The 15662-nt window shown below is 68.2% G+C and carries 13 protein-coding genes; 6 read left to right on the top strand and 7 right to left on the bottom strand.

What is annotated here, in order from left to right:
• Positions 1-47: 47 nt before the first annotated feature.
• Positions 48-1772: a bifunctional isocitrate dehydrogenase kinase/phosphatase gene (aceK, locus tag BLV15_RS10450; protein WP_090227646.1), complete on the top strand. Its 1725-nt coding sequence runs from the start codon at positions 48-50 to the stop codon at positions 1770-1772.
• Positions 1773-2339: 567 nt separating this feature from the next.
• Here the strand turns inward: aceK and BLV15_RS10445 are convergent.
• Positions 2340-3509: a YbfB/YjiJ family MFS transporter gene (locus BLV15_RS10445; RefSeq protein WP_090227644.1), complete on the bottom strand. Its 1170-nt coding sequence runs from the start codon at positions 3507-3509 to the stop codon at positions 2340-2342.
• 119 nt (positions 3510-3628) lie between these two features.
• Here BLV15_RS10445 and ptrR point away from each other — a divergent pair, with 119 nt between their 5' ends.
• The 4 genes from ptrR (at position 3629) to BLV15_RS22100 (ending at position 7079) form a co-directional block, all read left to right on the top strand.
• Entirely contained in the window at positions 3629-4534 is a 906-nt protein-coding gene (gene ptrR, locus BLV15_RS10440) for a putrescine utilization regulator PtrR (RefSeq protein ID WP_090227642.1), read from the top strand.
• A gap of 2 nt (positions 4535-4536) precedes the next feature.
• Positions 4537-5400: an NAD-dependent protein deacetylase gene (locus tag BLV15_RS10435; RefSeq protein WP_090227640.1), complete on the top strand. Its 864-nt coding sequence runs from the start codon at positions 4537-4539 to the stop codon at positions 5398-5400.
• 144 nt (positions 5401-5544) lie between these two features.
• On the top strand, positions 5545-6843 hold the full coding sequence (locus BLV15_RS10430; protein WP_090227637.1) for a PQQ-dependent sugar dehydrogenase: 1299 nt from the start codon (positions 5545-5547) through the stop codon (positions 6841-6843).
• Positions 6844-6938: 95 nt separating this feature from the next.
• Positions 6939-7079: a PA1414 family protein gene (locus BLV15_RS22100; RefSeq protein WP_175534339.1), complete on the top strand. Its 141-nt coding sequence runs from the start codon at positions 6939-6941 to the stop codon at positions 7077-7079.
• A gap of 77 nt (positions 7080-7156) precedes the next feature.
• On the opposite strand, the gene BLV15_RS10425 is transcribed toward BLV15_RS22100, so the two are convergent.
• From BLV15_RS10425 to BLV15_RS10410, 4 genes are all read right to left on the bottom strand, one after another.
• The gene (locus BLV15_RS10425; RefSeq protein WP_090227635.1) at positions 7157-8677 is read right to left on the bottom strand and encodes an ABC transporter permease subunit; all 1521 of its coding nucleotides are present in this window, start codon (positions 8675-8677) and stop codon (positions 7157-7159) included.
• Between the two features lie 413 nt (positions 8678-9090).
• Positions 9091-9708, bottom strand: a complete 618-nt coding sequence (trhA, locus tag BLV15_RS10420; RefSeq protein WP_090227632.1) for a PAQR family membrane homeostasis protein TrhA — start codon at positions 9706-9708, stop codon at positions 9091-9093.
• A 116-nt stretch (positions 9709-9824) separates the two neighbouring features.
• Positions 9825-11090: an ATP-binding protein gene (locus tag BLV15_RS10415; RefSeq protein WP_090229026.1), complete on the bottom strand. Its 1266-nt coding sequence runs from the start codon at positions 11088-11090 to the stop codon at positions 9825-9827.
• Positions 11091-11152: 62 nt separating this feature from the next.
• A complete protein-coding gene (locus BLV15_RS10410; RefSeq protein WP_090227629.1) occupies positions 11153-11860 on the bottom strand; it encodes a response regulator in 708 nt (235 codons plus the stop codon).
• Between the two features lie 227 nt (positions 11861-12087).
• Between BLV15_RS10410 and BLV15_RS10405 the strand changes: the two genes are divergently transcribed.
• Entirely contained in the window at positions 12088-12861 is a 774-nt protein-coding gene (locus BLV15_RS10405) for an MlaA family lipoprotein (RefSeq protein WP_090229023.1), read from the top strand.
• Between the two features lie 9 nt (positions 12862-12870).
• On the opposite strand, the gene BLV15_RS10400 is transcribed toward BLV15_RS10405, so the two are convergent.
• Together BLV15_RS10400 and BLV15_RS10395 are read right to left on the bottom strand one after the other, a co-directional pair.
• Positions 12871-14490: a lactate permease LctP family transporter gene (locus BLV15_RS10400; protein WP_090227627.1), complete on the bottom strand. Its 1620-nt coding sequence runs from the start codon at positions 14488-14490 to the stop codon at positions 12871-12873.
• Positions 14491-14500: 10 nt separating this feature from the next.
• Positions 14501-15505: a 2-hydroxyacid dehydrogenase gene (locus tag BLV15_RS10395; protein WP_090227624.1), complete on the bottom strand. Its 1005-nt coding sequence runs from the start codon at positions 15503-15505 to the stop codon at positions 14501-14503.
• Positions 15506-15662: the final 157 nt, after the last annotated feature.

Raw genomic sequence — 15662 nt, 5'->3', positions numbered from 1 at the left:
GCCACTGACTAAGCTCGGCACTACCTTTCACCGCAGGGACTTTCTCCATGGCGCAGCAATGGCCGGCCGCTGACATCGCCCGCGCGATCCTCGAGGGTTTCGACGATTACCGTGAGCATTTCCGCCAGATCACCGACGGCGCCCGCGCACGTTTCGAGCAGGCGCAGTGGCAGGAGGCGCAGCGCGCCTCGGCCGCGCGGATCGCGCTGTACGAGGAAAAGGTCGCCGAGACGGCGCAACGCCTGCCGCAGGCGTTCGATGCGCAGGTGCTGCTGGACGTGCAGGCCTGGCCGCTGGTGAAGAGCGCCTACATCGCGTTGATCAACCTGCGCTTCGACGACGAACTGGCGGAAACCTGGTTCAACTCGATCTTCTGCAACCTGTTCAGCCACGACTGCATCAGCGACGGCACCATGTTCGTCCACACCACGCGCCCGTCGCTGCGCGGCCAGGAGCGCGCGGTGCAGACGCGCACCTACCGGCCGCACGGCAAGCTGGACGAAATGCTCGCCCAGCTGTTCGCCGACTACGCCTTCGACGTGCCCTACGCCGACCCGGCCGGCGATCTGCAGCGCATGGAGGCGCAGTTGCGCGCGTCGCTGCCGGACTGGGTATGCAAGGACCCGGCGCTGACCGTGGAGCTGTTCTCTTCGGTGCTCTACCGCAACAAGGGCGCCTATCTGGTCGGGCGCCTCTACACCCGCGACGAGCAATGGCCGCTGGTGATCCCGCTGCTCAACCGCGAAGGGCTCGGCATCCAGGCCGATGTGCTGATCACCGACGAGGCGGAAGTCTCGATCATCTTCTCCTTCACGCGTACCTATTTCATGGTCGACGTGGCGATCCCGGCGGAGTTCGTCGGCTTCCTCAAGCGCATCCTGCCGGGCAAGCACATCGCCGAGCTGTACACCTCGATCGGCTTCTACAAGCACGGCAAGTCGGAATTCTATCGCGCGCTGATCGGCCATCTGGCGACCACCGACGACCGCTTCGTGATGGCGCCGGGCGTGCGCGGCATGGTGATGAGCGTGTTCACGCTGACCGGCTTCAACACCGTATTCAAGATCATCAAGGACCGTTTCTCGCCGTCGAAGAGCGTCGACCACGCCACGGTGATCGAGAAGTACCGGCTGGTGAAGAGTGTCGACCGGGTGGGACGGATGGCCGATACCCAGGAGTTCTCCGACTTCCGCTTCCCGCTCTCCAAGTTCGAGCCGGAATGCCTGGCCGAGCTGCTCGAGGTCGCGCCGTCCACCGTCGAGGTGCAGGGCGACACCGTGCTGGTGCGGCACTGCTGGACCGAGCGCCGGATGATCCCGCTGAACCTCTACCTGGAGAACGCCAGCGAGGCGCAGGTGCTGCACGCGCTGGAGGATTACGGGCTGGCGATCAAGCAACTGGCGGCGGCGAACATCTTTCCCGGCGACATGCTGCTGAAGAACTTCGGCGTCACCCGCCACGGCCGCGTGGTGTTCTACGACTACGACGAGATCAGCTTCCTCACCGAGGTGAACTTCCGGCACATCCCGCCGCCGCGCTACCCGGAGGACGAGATGTCCGCCGAACCCTGGTATTCGGTGGGCCCGCACGACGTCTTTCCCGAGGAGTTTCCGCGCTTCCTGTTCGTCGACCTGGCCCAGCGCCGCCTGTTCGCCAAGCTGCACGGCGACCTGTACGACGCCGACTACTGGAAGAGCCTGCAGAGCGCGATTCGCGAAGGCAAGGTGATCGACGTCTTCCCCTACCGGCGCAAGGCACTCGCTGCGGGTTGAGTCCGGGTGCAAGCGCGTTTCGCGCGGCTCAGCCTTCACTGCCATCGGTGCGCGCGGCGCACCCTACGAGTTGCGCGGGCTCCGGCTGCCTGCTGGTGCGCGGCTCAGCCTTCACCGCCATCGGTGCGCGCGGCGCACCCTACGAGTTGCGCGGGCGCCGGCTGCCTGCTGATGCGCGGCTCGGCTTTCGCCGCCATCGGTGCGCGCGGCGCACCCTACGGAATGCGTGGCGCCGGTTGCTTGCTGGTGGCGGCTCGGCTTTCGCCGTTATCGGTGCGCGCGGCGCACCCTACGAGATGCGCGGGCTCCGGCTGCCTGCTGGTGTGTGGCTCGGCTTTCGCCGCCATCGGTGCGCGCGGCGCACCCTACGGAATGCGTGGCGCGCGGGCTGCCTGCTGGTGCGCGGCTCGGCTTTCACCGCCATCGGTGCGCGCGGCGCACCCTACGGAATGCATGGCGCCGGTTGCCTGTTGGTGCGCGGCTCGGCTTTCGCCGTCAGGCGCACCCTACGGAATGCGTGGTGCACGGGCCTGCGTAGGGTGCGCCGTGCGCACCAGCGGTGTTCAACTAGCGCTCGGCCGCCAGTTGCCCGAGTCGGCGCTGCTCGCGCACCGGCGGCAGCATCAGCAGGCCAGCCGTCACCATCGCCGCGCAGGCCACGCCCAGCGCCGCCTGCAGACCACCGCTGAAGTGGCTGCTGAGCGCCGCGATCAGCGGGCCGCTCAACTGGCCGACGGCGAAGCCGGCGGTGAGGATGCCGACGTTGCGCGCATGGCCGTGCGGGTCGAGTTCGCGGGCGTACTGCATCACGAGCAGCATCCCGGCGAGGAACGGCCCGCCGCACAATGCCACGCCCAGTGCCAGGCCGCTCATGCCGGGGAACAGGCAGGCGAGCACGCCGGCGGCCTGCAGCCAGAGCGCGCCGATCAGCCAGCGCCCGGTGCCGCCGGGTGTGGGTTTGCGGAAGGCGACCAGCAGCACGCCGACAGTGGCGATCAGGCCGAAGGCCGGCCAGAACAGGTCGGCCTGCCATTGCCCGTGGAAGCGGCTGGCGGCCATCTGCGAGAGGAAGGTCGCCGGGATGATGTAGCCGGCACCGACCAGGGTGTAGGCGCCGAGCAACGCATAGAACGCGCGATGGCGCTTGCCGTCCGAGCCGGCGGGTATCGGCGGCGGGGTTTGCGGCATCGGTATCAGCGGCTGGGCGATGGCGGCCAGCACCAGCGCGATCACGCCGTAGGCCAGCCACAGCGCCGAGGAATTCTGCCCGTGCAGGTTCATGCCCAGCGCCACCAGCCCGGTGATCAGCACGCCGATGCTCGGCCCGGTGAAGATCAGACCGCCCCAGTGCGCCTTGCCGGCCTGCACCGCGAGCTGGCTGGCGGCGGAGGTGAGCACCACCAGCACCCAGGCGCTGGCAACGCCGGCGGCGAAACGCAGGATCGCGTGGGCCCAGAGGCCGTGGCCGAGGGCCGACATCAGGGTGATGGCGACGCAGGCCCAGAGCCCGCCGATCAGGCGCTGTCTGGCGCGGCGCGGCGAGGCGGCGTAGAGGGCGTCGAGTGCGCCGACCAGGTAGCCGAGGTAGTTGGCGGCGGCGATCAGCCCGGCACCGGTGAGGTCGACCTGGCCTTCGGCGATCAGGTGCGGAAGCTGGGGCGTGAGTGCGAAACGACCGACGCCCATGGCCACGATGAGTGCCAGCACGCTGGCGAGGATGCGGACGAGAGGGGGCATGTGCGGCTCCAGTTCAGGTTTCTGGATTCGATCATAGGGCTTTGACATCTTCATAAAAAACGAATAATAAAGAATCACTTGTTCACAATTTGAGAATGGATTGTCGTGGAGCGACGTGCATGGAACTGAGTCAACTGCGTATTTTCCAGGCGGTGGCCGAGGAAGGCTCCATCGCCAAGGCGGCGCTGCGCATGAACCGCGTGCCCTCGAACCTCTCCACCCGCCTGCGTCAGCTGGAGGATTCGCTGGGCGTCGAACTCTTCCTGCGCGAGCGCCAGCGCCTGCAGCTGTCGGGGCCGGGGAAGATCCTGCAGAGCTACGCCGAACGCCTGTTCGCGCTGCATGCCGAGGCGGAGGCGGCGCTGCGCGGCGGCGAGCCCTGCGGCGATTTCATCATCGGCTCGATGTACAGCACGGCGGCGATCCATCTGCCGGCGATGCTCGCGCGCTACCACCGCGCCTATCCCGAGGTGAACCTGCAGGTTCAGACCATGACCAGCGGCGATCTGGTCGAGGGTCTGATCGACGGTCGTCTCGGCGCCGCGCTGGTCGACGGCCCGCTGGACTACAGCGAGCTCGACGGGATCGAGCTGCTGCAGGAACAGATGGTGCTGGTCACCGCCGCCGGCCATGCGCCGGTGCGCTGCGCCCGCGACGTGGCGGGCGAGGCGGTGTACACCTTCCGCTCGCGCTGCGCCTATCGCCGGCGCCTGGAGGGCTGGTACGCCGCTTCGCGCGCGCCGATGGGCCGGGTGATGGAAATCGAGTCCTACCACAGCATGCTGGCCTGCGTGATCGCCGGCGGTGGCGTGGCGATGATGTCGCGCTCGATGCTCGACAGCATGCCCGGCCGCGAGGGTGTCGACGTGCATGCCCTGGCGGCGCCGTTCGACACCTCCAGCACCTGGCTGATGTGGCGCAGGGACATGCTCGGGCCGAACCTGCGGGCCTGGGTGGCGCTGCAGGAAGGCGCGTCGGCGGCGCCGTCGGCGGACCTCGACATCGCCCGCAGCACGGCGGCCTGAACATGGACCAGCCAGCGGCCCGTCCGCATCACGATGAAGCGCTGCACACGCTCGGCGAGCTGCTCGCCGAAACCCCGTTGCTGGTCGTCACCGGCGCCGGGATCAGCGTCGCCTCGGGCATTCCCGACTACCGCGACGCGGAGGGCGTGCGGCGAGGCAGCGCGCCGATGATGCACCAGGAATTCGTCACCTCGGCGGCGGGGCGACGGCGCTACTGGGCGCGGGCGATGCTCGGCTGGCCGCGGGTGCGGCGTGCCGAACCGAATGCCACGCACCGCGCGCTGTTCGCCCTGGAGCGCGGCGGGCGCCTCGACGGGCTGATCACCCAGAATGTCGATGGCCTGCACGAGGCGGCGGGACACCGCCAGCTCATCGAGCTGCACGGCAACCTGGCCTGGGTGGTCTGTCTGGATTGCGGCGAGCGGCTGCGCCGCGACCGGGTGCAGGTGCAGCTGGAAACGTTGAACCCCCACCTGCGGGAGGTCGACGCGGTGCAGGCGCCGGATGGCGACACGCTGCTGGCCGAGGATCACCTGGCCGACTTCCGGGTGCCGCTGTGCCCCGCCTGCGGCGGCGACCGGCTCAAGCCGGACGTGGTGTTCTTCGGCGACAACGTCGCGCCGGCCACCGCGCAGGCCGCCTGGGACGCGGTGCAGCGCGCCGCCGGCATGCTGGTGATCGGGTCCTCGCTGATGACCTATTCGAGCTTTCGGCTGTGCCGGGAAATCGTCCGCCAGGGCAAGCCCCTGGTCGCGGTGAACCTTGGCAAGACCCGCGCCGACGAGCTGCTGACCGCCAAGGTCGAGCTGCCCTGCGAGGCGGTGCTGCCCTGGCTGGCGGAGCGGTTGCGGGTGCCGTTGGCGTGAGGAAACACCCCGGAGCGGTGTCCGCCGGCTCGCTCAAATCGCGTTACATCCTTCCTGGCTGAACGTCGACGCGGGCTGAACTTAGCCGAAAGCCCCCCGGTCGATCCTTTAACGCCCGCCCGTTCAGTTGAAGGATTCCGGCCTATGTCCGCGCTGCAAGAAGACCGCTCCATCCGCTACGGAACCCTGCTGTTCGCCGCCTTCGCCGTGGCCGGAAGCGCCCAGGCCGCCAACCAGGCCACGCTGCCGGCCCCGGACCCGGCCCACAAGGTGAAGAACTACAGCAAGGTCGTCGGCTGGAAGGAGGGCGCGACGCCCAGGGCGCCCGCCGGCTTCAGCGTCAGCAAGTACGCCGACGGGCTGCGCAACCCGCGCTGGATCTATGTCACGCCGAACGGCGACGTGCTGGTGGCCGAAGCCAACACCGAGCTGAAGTCCGCGGCGGAGAAAGGCGAAGCCGCGCAGGAGGGCAAGCTGGGTTCGCAGAACCTCGGGCGCAGCGCCAACCGCATCACCCTGTTCCGCGACAGCGATGGCGACGGCCAGCCGGAGCTGCGCGTGAGCTTCCTGGAAAACCTCAACCAGCCGCTGGGCATGCAGGTGGTAGGGAACTGGTTCTACGTCGCCAACACCGATTCGCTGTGGCGCTACCCGTACCAGACCGGCGACCAGAAGATCCACGGCAAGGGCGAGAAGGTCCTCGACCTGCCCGCCGGTGGCTACAACAATCACTGGACCCGCAACCTGCTGGCCAATGCCGACAACAGCAAGCTCTACGTCTCGGTGGGTTCGGCCAGCAACCTCGCCGAGCACGGCATGCAGGAAGAGCAGCGCCGCGCCAACATCCTCGAGATCAACCCCGACGGCAGCGGCGAGCGCATCTACGCGTCTGGCCTGCGCAATCCGGTCGGCATGGGCTGGGCGCCAGGCACCCAGACGCTGTGGACCGCGGTGAACGAGCGCGACAACTTAGGCGAGGACCTGGTCCCGGATTACCTCACCGAGGTTCGCGAAGGCGCCTTCTACGGTTGGCCCTACGCCTACTTCGGCGCTCACGAGGACCCGCGGATGGCCGGCAAGCGCCCGGACCTGGTGGCGAAGACACAGGTGCCGGACGTGCCGCTGGGGGCGCACACCGCCTCGCTCGGCCTGGCCTTCTACACCCAGAAGGCATTTCCGCAGAAGTACCGCGGCGGTGCCTTCATCGGCCAGCACGGCTCGTGGAACCGCAGCGAGCTGTCCGGTTACAAGGTGGTGTTCGTGCCGTTCACGGACGGCAGGCCAAGCGGTCCCATGGAGGACTTCCTGACCGGCTTCATCGCCGATTCCGCCAAGGGTGAAGTGCATGGACGGCCGGTCGGCGTGGCGGTGTTGCCGGATGGCTCGCTGCTGGTCGCTGACGATTCCAGTAACACATTATGGCGGGTACGAGCCGACGGCTGACCGATAGCGCCCTTGCGGCATCCGGTCCTGCTGTTGGACTATGCTCTGGCGAGGCGGTCCCACGACCGCCCGCTCAGGCTCAAGAGGAGAGAAGTATGAAGACCTGGTTCGAACGTCTGATTGCACAGCTCAACGCATTCTTCGGCGCCGATGACGCCGCCCGCCTGCAGCCGATCCGTGTGGTCAGCGAAGAACAGCGCCGCCTGGCCGAAGAGCGCCGCCGCCAGCGACGCTGAATCCCTCGGCGTCCCACGCCGCACCCTCCGAGCCTTCGCCGAAGCCTGTGCTTCGGCGTTTGCGCATCCGCGACAGATCAATCGATCCCCACACCCCGATCCATATCGAGCAGCTTGCGTACCAGCGGGTCGCTGCTCTGGCGTAGCGTCTGCGCGTTGCCGTCCACGCGAATCTGGCCCTTCTCCATGATCACCACGCGGTCGCAGGTCAGCGCGAAATCCGTGTCGTCGGTGACGATCACCACACTCAGGCGTTGCTCGGTCAGTGCGCGCAGGCTGTCCAGCAGCTGGCGTGCGGCGACCGGGTCCTCGAGCCGCGCGGTGGGGTCGTCGCACAGCAGGATGTCGGGTTTCAGCAGCAGCGCGCGGGCCAGCGCCGCGCGTTGCTGCTGCGCGTGGTCGAGTTGTTGCGGGAAGCGTCCGGCATGCGCCAGCAGGCCGAGGCGGTCGAGCATGGCGTAGGCCTGGCGGCGCAGCGCGTGGTCGTCGTCGCGGCGCTGCCGGCGCGGTACCAGCAGGAGGTTGTCGAGCACGCTGAGATGCGGGAACAGGCCGATGTCGGCGAACAGCATGCCGATGTGTCGCATCCCGCGGGAGACCTGCGCCGAACCGATGTGGTCGCCGGCGTGGATGTAGCTTTCGCCGAACAGCACGATCTCGCCCTGATCGATGCGTTCCAGCCCGTTGATCGTGCGCAACAGCGAGCTGCGCCCCGATCCCGGCGGGCCGAGGAGGGCGATCGACTCGCCGGGACGGACCCGCAGGTTCACCCCGTCGAGCACCGGATGGCTGCCGTAGCTCTTGTGGATGTGCGTGAGCCAGAGCGCGTCCGGTGAGCCGGCAGCCTTGACCGCCGCGCGGATATGCAGCGCCGGCAGGCCACGGCGCAGGGTCTGCAACTGCTCCGCGTCGAGCAGCGGCGCTTCGTAGACGACGAACTGCCGGCGCCACTCCAGGCGGCCCAGCAGCCAGCCGAACACGGCCACCATCGCCACGTAGTACAGGCCGACGGCGGCCAGGGTTTCCAGCACCTTGTGGTTGGCGCCATAGAGCTGCTGACCGACCCACAACGGCTCGCTCAGGGCGATCAGCGATACCAGCGAGGTCAGCTTGAGGGTCGCCAGATAGCGCTCGGTCAGTGCCGGCAGCACGCGCTGCAACACCTGCGGCACCAGCACCAGGCGCAGCGTGGTCAGCGGCTTCAGGCCGATGGCGCTGGCGGCCTCCTGCTGGACCTTGCCCACCTCCGCCAGCGCGCGGCTGTGCACGTCGGCCATGTAGGCGGTCTGGCCGAGCACCAGGGCGATCAGGCCGGCGAGGAACGGCGCCGAGAACGCGCGCCCCTCGGGCACCAGCAGCGGAAGGTTGTAGACGAACAGCAGCAGGACGATGAACGGCAGGCTGCGGAAGAAGAACACGTAAGCCGCCGCCGGCAGGCGCAACCAGGCCAGCGCGGACTGCCGCGCCGCCGCCAGCAGAAAGCCCAGCGGCAGTGCGATCAGCCAGGCCAGCACGCTGAGTTGAATCACCGTGGCGCACGCCTTCCACAGGGAAGGCAGGGAAAACAGCGAAAGGAAGTAGCCCCAGTCGAATGCCATTGAGCGTCTCGTCTAGCGGAAGGAGGTGCCGTTGCGCCAGCGCAGCGGGCTGTAGCGGCCGATACCGGGGCGTGGTACGCCAAAAGCGAGGTGCGGGCGACCTGGCCTGGCGGCAAGGGCGCGAAGAACCTTGCAGGAAAGATGCCGGTTGCGGCCCTCAGCGCTGGGTAACAGCGCACCCCGCGTAGGGTGGGTGAAGGCGCCTGCCGGTCGATGCGATGAACGAAATGACTTGTGCGCCGCAACCCACTCGGATTCGGTTTCCAGCTTGGCTCCCCTGGTGGGTTACGCGGCGGATGCTTTTGCGTGAACCGACGGTGATGGTGTGCCGCTAACCCACCCTACGGAACTGTGATCTCCCAGCGCGTAGGGTGGGCTTCAGCCCACCGCTACCCATGCCACGAACACCTGGCTCAGAGCACGTAGAAGAAGATAGCCACGAAGTGCAGCAGGCTGCCGGCGATGACGAACAGGTGCCAGATGCCGTGCCAGTGGCGGAAGCGGCTGTCGAAGGCGAAGAAGATGATCCCGACGGTATAGAACACCCCGCCGGCGGCCAGCCAGATGAAGCCCTCGCGGCCGAGCGCGGCGATCAGCGGCTTAATCGCCACCAGCACGATCCAGCCCATCACCGCGTAGATCACGATGGACAGCACGCGTGCCTCGGAGCGCGGCTTGATCTCCTGCAGCATGCCAACCAGCGCCAGTCCCCAGACGATGCCGAACAGCGTCCAGCCCCAGGCGCCTTGCAGCGTCACCAGGCAGAACGGCGTGTAGCTGCCGGCGATCAGCAGGTAGATCGACAGGTGATCGAGCTTGCGCATCACCACCTTCGCCTGCCCGCGCACGCTGTGGTAGACGGTGGAAATGCTGTAGAGCAGCACCAGCGTGACACCGTAGATGGCCACCGCCACGACCTTGCGCGGCGTGCCGTCCTGCGCCGCGAGAATCAGCAGCCAGACCGCGCCGACCAGTGCCAGAGCGGCGCCGACCAGGTGGGTCCAGGCATTGAAGCGTTCCCCGTGATACATGCTTTACCCATCGAACCTTGCGGATGCGTCGGCTAGCATACCTGTCCGGCATTGCAAACTCGCTTCAGCGCGAGGTCGGGCTGTCCACCGATCGCTGCGTGAGCGTTGCTCACGCCTCACGCCTGCAGCTCGATGCAGGCCTGCAGGCCGCCACCGGGACGATTGTTCAGGCGCAACTCGCCGCCGTGCTCGCGGACGATCGCCCGCGCCGCGGAAAGTCCCAGGCCCACGCCACCGGTGGCTTTGTTGCGCGACGCCTCCAGCCGGTAGAAGGGCGCGAAGACCGCCTCCAGTTGCTGCTCGTCGATGCCCGGGCCGCGGTCCTCGATGCGGATCAGCAGCGTTCCCGGCAGCGCCTGGAGGTCGATGCTCGGCTCGCGGGCATACTTCACCGCGTTTTCCAGCAGGTTGGTCAGGGCGCGCTTGAGCCCCAGCGGGCGCCCGCGATAGACCAGTCCCGACGGACCCGTGAAGGCCACCTCGATGCCCTGGTCGCGGTAGTCGTCGACCAGAGTCAGCAGCAGCTCGGACAGGTCGAACGGCGTGGCCTGCTCCAGCCGCGCGTCGTCGCGGAAGAACTCCAGCGCGGCGTTGATCATCGCCTGCATCTCGTCCACGTCGCGGAACAGCTTGTGCTGCTGCTCGGGGTCGTCGATGAACTCGCCGCGCAGGCGCATCCGCGTCAGCGGCGCGCGCAGGTCGTGGGAGATCGCCGCGAGCATCTGCGTGCGGTCGACGACGAAGTGGCGGATCTGCGCCTGCATGGCATTGAAGGCGAGGATCGCCTGACGGATTTCGTGCGGGCCGACGGCCTCGATCGGCGGGGCGTGGAAGTCGCCGCCGAAGCGCCGCGCGGCCTTGGCGAAGCTCAACAGCGGCGTCGCCAGCCGCCGGGTGGCGATCGCCGCGACCGACAGCGCGGCGATCAGCGCGAGGCCGATGATCACCAGCGCGCGGGCGGTGGCGTTGAGGCCCCAGCTGCGCGCCGGAGTGGTGAAGGCCAGCCAGCTGGCGTCCTGCAGCTGCACCAGCATCAGGTAGCGGCGCGCGCTGCTGCCGTCGGGGAAGTCGTCGGGCTCGAAGGCCTCCACTCGCCTCTGGGGGTCGCCGAGCAGGCGCCGCATCGTCCGCGTGCCGTCGTGGAACACCGGATCGTCCGCCGCCGGCGTGGCGATGGCATCGCGCCGCGCCTGCCATTCCACGGCGAACAGCGGGTTGCCGGCCGCGTCGGCGAGGCGTGGGCGCAGTTCGCCCGGCGCGGCCTCGATCACCCGGACCACGCCGGCGACCTGCTCCAGCAGGCCGGTCTGGGTCAGCGGCGGCTTGGCCCAGACCCCGGCGACCTCGATGAACAGCGCGTTCAGCGCCAGCGAGACGAGCATCGCCAGGGCGATGGTCAGGGCGATCCAGCGAACGATGGTGTCGCGCGGCCGTACCCGTCGCTTCACAGGCGGCTGACCGCGGGGATGAACAGGTAGCCGCCGTTGCGCACCGTGCGAATCACCACCGGACGCTTGGCGTCGGCCTCCAGCTTGCGCCGCAGGCGGCTGACCTGGACGTCGATGCTGCGGTCGATGGCGTCGTGCGCGTGGCCGCGGGCGAGGTCGAGCAACTGCTCGCGGCTGAGGATGCGCTGCGGGTGCTCGACGAACACCAGCAGCAGGTCGAACTCGCCGCCGGAGAGCGGAATCATCACCCCTTCCGGCGAACGCAGTTCGCGGCGGGTGACGTCCAGTTGCCAGCCGGAAAACCCCAGCAACGGGCGCGCGTCGTCGCGCGGGGGCCGGGCGTCGCCGGCGCGGCGCAGCACCGCGCGTACCCGCGCCAGCAACTCGCGGGCGTCGAAGGGCTTGCTCAGGTAGTCGTCGGCGCCGAGTTCGAGGCCGATGATGCGGTCGCTCAGCTCGCCCATCGCGGTGAGCATGAGGATCGCCACCCGTTGCTCCGCGCGCAGCCGCTGGCACAGCGACAGGCCGTCCTCGCCGGGCAGCATCAGGTCGAGGATCACCAGTTCCGGCACCTGCCGTTCGATGGCTTTCCACATGCTCGCACCATCGCGGGCGACCTCGACGTCATAGCCGTGCCGGCAGAAGAATTTCTGCAGCAGGGCGAGGATTTCCAGGTCATCGTCGACGATCAGGATTCTGCTCACTATCAGGTTGTCCGCTACCCCGTTCGAGCGGCCAATCTAAAGGCAAAGGGCGGCGCCGGTCATATATTTCAATCGGGTAACAATCCGTCCGCGACGACATCAACGGGACATCTTCGAGCAAGAATCGACCCGCACTCTGCGCCGATCAATCAACGGGAGGGTGCAGGATGAAGGCAGTACGCAACGGTGTTCCCGAGGTTTCGCGCGGCGCGACTTTCCAGCCATCGATGCTGCGGCGCCGGGCGTTGCCGCCGCTGGCGGCGCTCGCGCTGCTGTGTCTGTCCGGCTGCGCCCAGATGGAGGTGGCGCCCGGCGGCTGCACGGCCTTGTCGAGTGCGCAGGACCCGGCCGAGTCGGTCAACCGCGGGCTGTTCGCTTTCAATCGCGTACTGGACGACTACGCGCTCAAGCCGGTGGCACGCGGCTACGAGAAGCTTCCCGAGCCGGTGCGCGGCGGCGTGCACGGCTTCGTCGACAACTTCGGCGAGCCCAAGGTGTTCGTCAACGACCTGTTGCAGGGCAACTTCAAGCGTTCAGCCAACACCCTCGGGCGCTTTGGCGTGAACACGATCTTCGGCGTGCTGGGCATAGTCGACGTCGCCGAGCGCTGGGGCATGCCGCACCACCGCGCGGATTTCGGCCAGACCTTCGGTGTCTGGGGCGTGGGCGACGGCCCGGTGCTCGAGTTGCCGCTGCTCGGCAGCCACAACAGCCGCGACAGCCTGGGCGTGGTGATGGGCATGCTGCTCGACCCGCTGGGTGGCATCGACAGCGATACCTACGATGCACTGGCGACCGCGAGTACCGTCGGCGGGGTGGTCGACGGGCGCGCCGAGGCACTGCCGCTCACCGAGCGCCTGGAGCGGCAACCGGACTACTACGCCGCCCTGCGCGACGCCATCGCCCAGCGCCGCGCGGTGCTGGTCAGCGACGGGCGCCAGGGCGACATCCACAGCAGCGCCGACGCGCGCTGCGCGACGCCGCTCGGCGACAGCCTCTGAGGCGTTGGCTCAGAGCAGCAGCGACAGCACCAGCGTCCACAGGCACACGTAGCCCAGCAGCGCCAGGCTGTAGCCCAGCGTGGTGCGCATGATCTGCGATTCGCCACCGACCTGGCCGACCGCGGCGGCGGCGATGGCGATGGATTGCGGCGAGATCAGCTTGCCCATCACCCCGCCGCAGGTGTTGGCCGCCACCAGCAGCGCCTGGCTGGTGCCGATCTGCGTCGCGGTGATCGCTTGCAGGTGGGCGAACAGGGTATTGCTGTTGACCACCGAGCCGGTGATGAACACGCCGAGCCAGCCGATTGCCGGGGCGATCAGCGGGAACACCCTGCCGCTCTCGGCGACGCTCAGGCCGATGCTCGACGAGGCGCCGGAGAAGTTGGCGATGTAGGCCACCGCCATGATCAGCGAGATCATGCAGATCGGCCGCCACAGCTCGCTGACGGTCTTCTCCAGCTGGTGCACGGAACTGCGCAGCGACAGCCGCGAGGAGAACAGCGTGGTGAGGATCACCGCGATGAGGATGGCGGTACCCGGCGCGCTGATCAGGGCGACGTTCCATACCGCCGGCAGCGCATGGGGCGCGGCGACGATGGGTGGCAACTCCTCGATGCGCAGGTCGAGGAACGGGATCGGCAGCTTCAGCACCGTCGCCGCCAGCGGTCCGCCGGCGGCGAACAGGGCTTTGAACGGCGGCAGGCTCCAGGTCAGGATCACCGCGGTGAGGATGTAGAACGGCGACCAGGCGGAGATCACCGCGGGCAGCGCCCAGCGCTGCGAGGACAACGGCGGTGCGCCTTCCTCGCGGTAGATGTGCCGCGGTCGCCAGAACTGCATGAAGGCGGCCAGCGTGCCCATACTCAGCAGCGGCGGCACGATGTCGGCCAGCTCCGGGCCGAGGAAGTACAGCACCAGCGCCTGGCTCACGCTGAACAGCGCGCCGATCAGCAACAGCACCGGCCAGGTCTCGCGCACGCCGCGCCAGCCGTCGAGCACGGCGATCAGCAGGGTCGGCACGAACAGCGTGGAGAGCTGGATGATCGCGATCATCATCAGCGACATGTCGGCCAGCGCCACGCCGCCCTGCTGGGCGCCGACCAGCACCGGAATGCCGATCGCGCCGTAGGCGCCGGAGGCCGCGTTGGCCAGCAGGCAGAGCATCGCCGCCTTGACCGGATTGAAGCCCAGCTCGACGAGCAGCGCCGCGCAGATCGCGATCGGCACGCCGAAGCCGGCGGCCCCTTCGAGGAAGGCGCCGAAGCAGAAGGCGATGAGGATCACCTGGGCGCGCTGGTCCTCGGAGATGGTCGCGATGCTGCCGCGGATCACCTCGAACTTGCCACTCTTCACCGCCAGTTTGTACAGCCAGACGGCCATCAGCACGATGTAGCCGATCGGCCACAGCCCGCTGAGGAAGCCGAACGCAGCGGCGGCGAGGATCGATGCCGGCGGCATGCCGAACAGCAGCAGCGTGCCCACCAGCGAGATCGCCAGGGTCAGCAGCGCCGCGTTGAGTCCCTTGAGCTTGAGTACGGTGAGGGCGAAGAGGAAGAACAGGATCGGCACGGCGGCCAGCAACGCGGACAGGTAGGCGTTACCCAGCGGATCGTAGGTTTGTTGCCACATGGAGGGATCCTTAGACCGCGGGAACGACGTTGGCGCAGGCGACGCCGTCGCGCAGGCAGCTCAGGTTGTGCAGCGTCACCGCGGAGATCTCGCGCAGCGCTTCCTCGGTGAAGAAGCCCTGGTGGCCGGTAACCAGCACGTTGGGGAAGGTCATCAGACGCTGGAAGACGTCGTCGTCGATGATGTCGCCGGAGCGGTCGTGGAAGAACAGCTGCGCCTCCTGCTCGTAGACGTCGATGGCCAGCGAGCCCAGCTGCCTGGACTTCAGCGCGGCGATCACCGCCGGCGTGTCGATCAGCGCGCCGCGCGAGGTGTTCACCAGCATCGCGCCGCGTTTCATCTGCCGGATGCTCTCGCGGTTGATCATGTGCCGCGTGCTGTCCATCAGCGGGCAGTGCAGCGAAACGATGTCGGATGCGCCGAGCAGATCGTCCAGCTCCACGACCTCGCCGACGGCCTGGAAATCCGCCGAAGGGTAGGGGTCGTAGCCGAGCACGCGGCAACCCAGGCCCTTGAAGATGCGCGCGGTGGCGAGGCCGATCTTGCCGGTGCCGACGATGCCGACGGTCTTGTCGTGCAGGGTGATGCCGAGCAGGCCGTCGAGCATGAAGTTGCCTTCGCGCACGCGGTTGTAGGCGCGATGGGTGTGCCGGTTGAGGGTCATCACCAGCGCCAGGGTGTGTTCGGCGACGGCTTCCGGCGAGTAGGCCGGCACCCGCGCGACGAACAGGCCCAGGCGATGGGCGGCCTGCAGGTCGACGTTGTTGAAACCGGCGCAGCGCAGCAGCACGGCGCGCACGCCATAACCGGCGAGCGCTTCGAGCACCTCGGCGTCGAGCACGTCGTTGACGAACACGCACACCGCCTCGCAACCCTGGGCCAGCGACACGGTCCGGGCGGACAGGCTGGCGTCCTGGTAGACGAGTTCGAAGGGGTTGCTCGGGTCGCTCTGCAGGTTGGCCTCATCGAGGAAGCGTCGGTCGTAGGGCTGGGTGCTGAATACGGCGATTTTCATGGGCATCCCCTGGTGGTGGCGCGCGCCGGTGGACGCTGCCGACGGGTCGACGATGGCTCCCGGTCGTGGCGGGGCCGCAACGCTGCGTCTTTGGGTCGCAGCGTCGTGAAGGGTAACCCAGGATCGAGGGCGCGCGCCGTTGCCGGGAACCAGCGGT

It is taken from the genome of Pseudomonas kuykendallii (genome assembly GCF_900106975.1).
Classification (GTDB): domain Bacteria; phylum Pseudomonadota; class Gammaproteobacteria; order Pseudomonadales; family Pseudomonadaceae; genus Pseudomonas_O; species Pseudomonas_O kuykendallii.
This window is presented reverse-complemented; position numbering and strand designations above follow the sequence as displayed.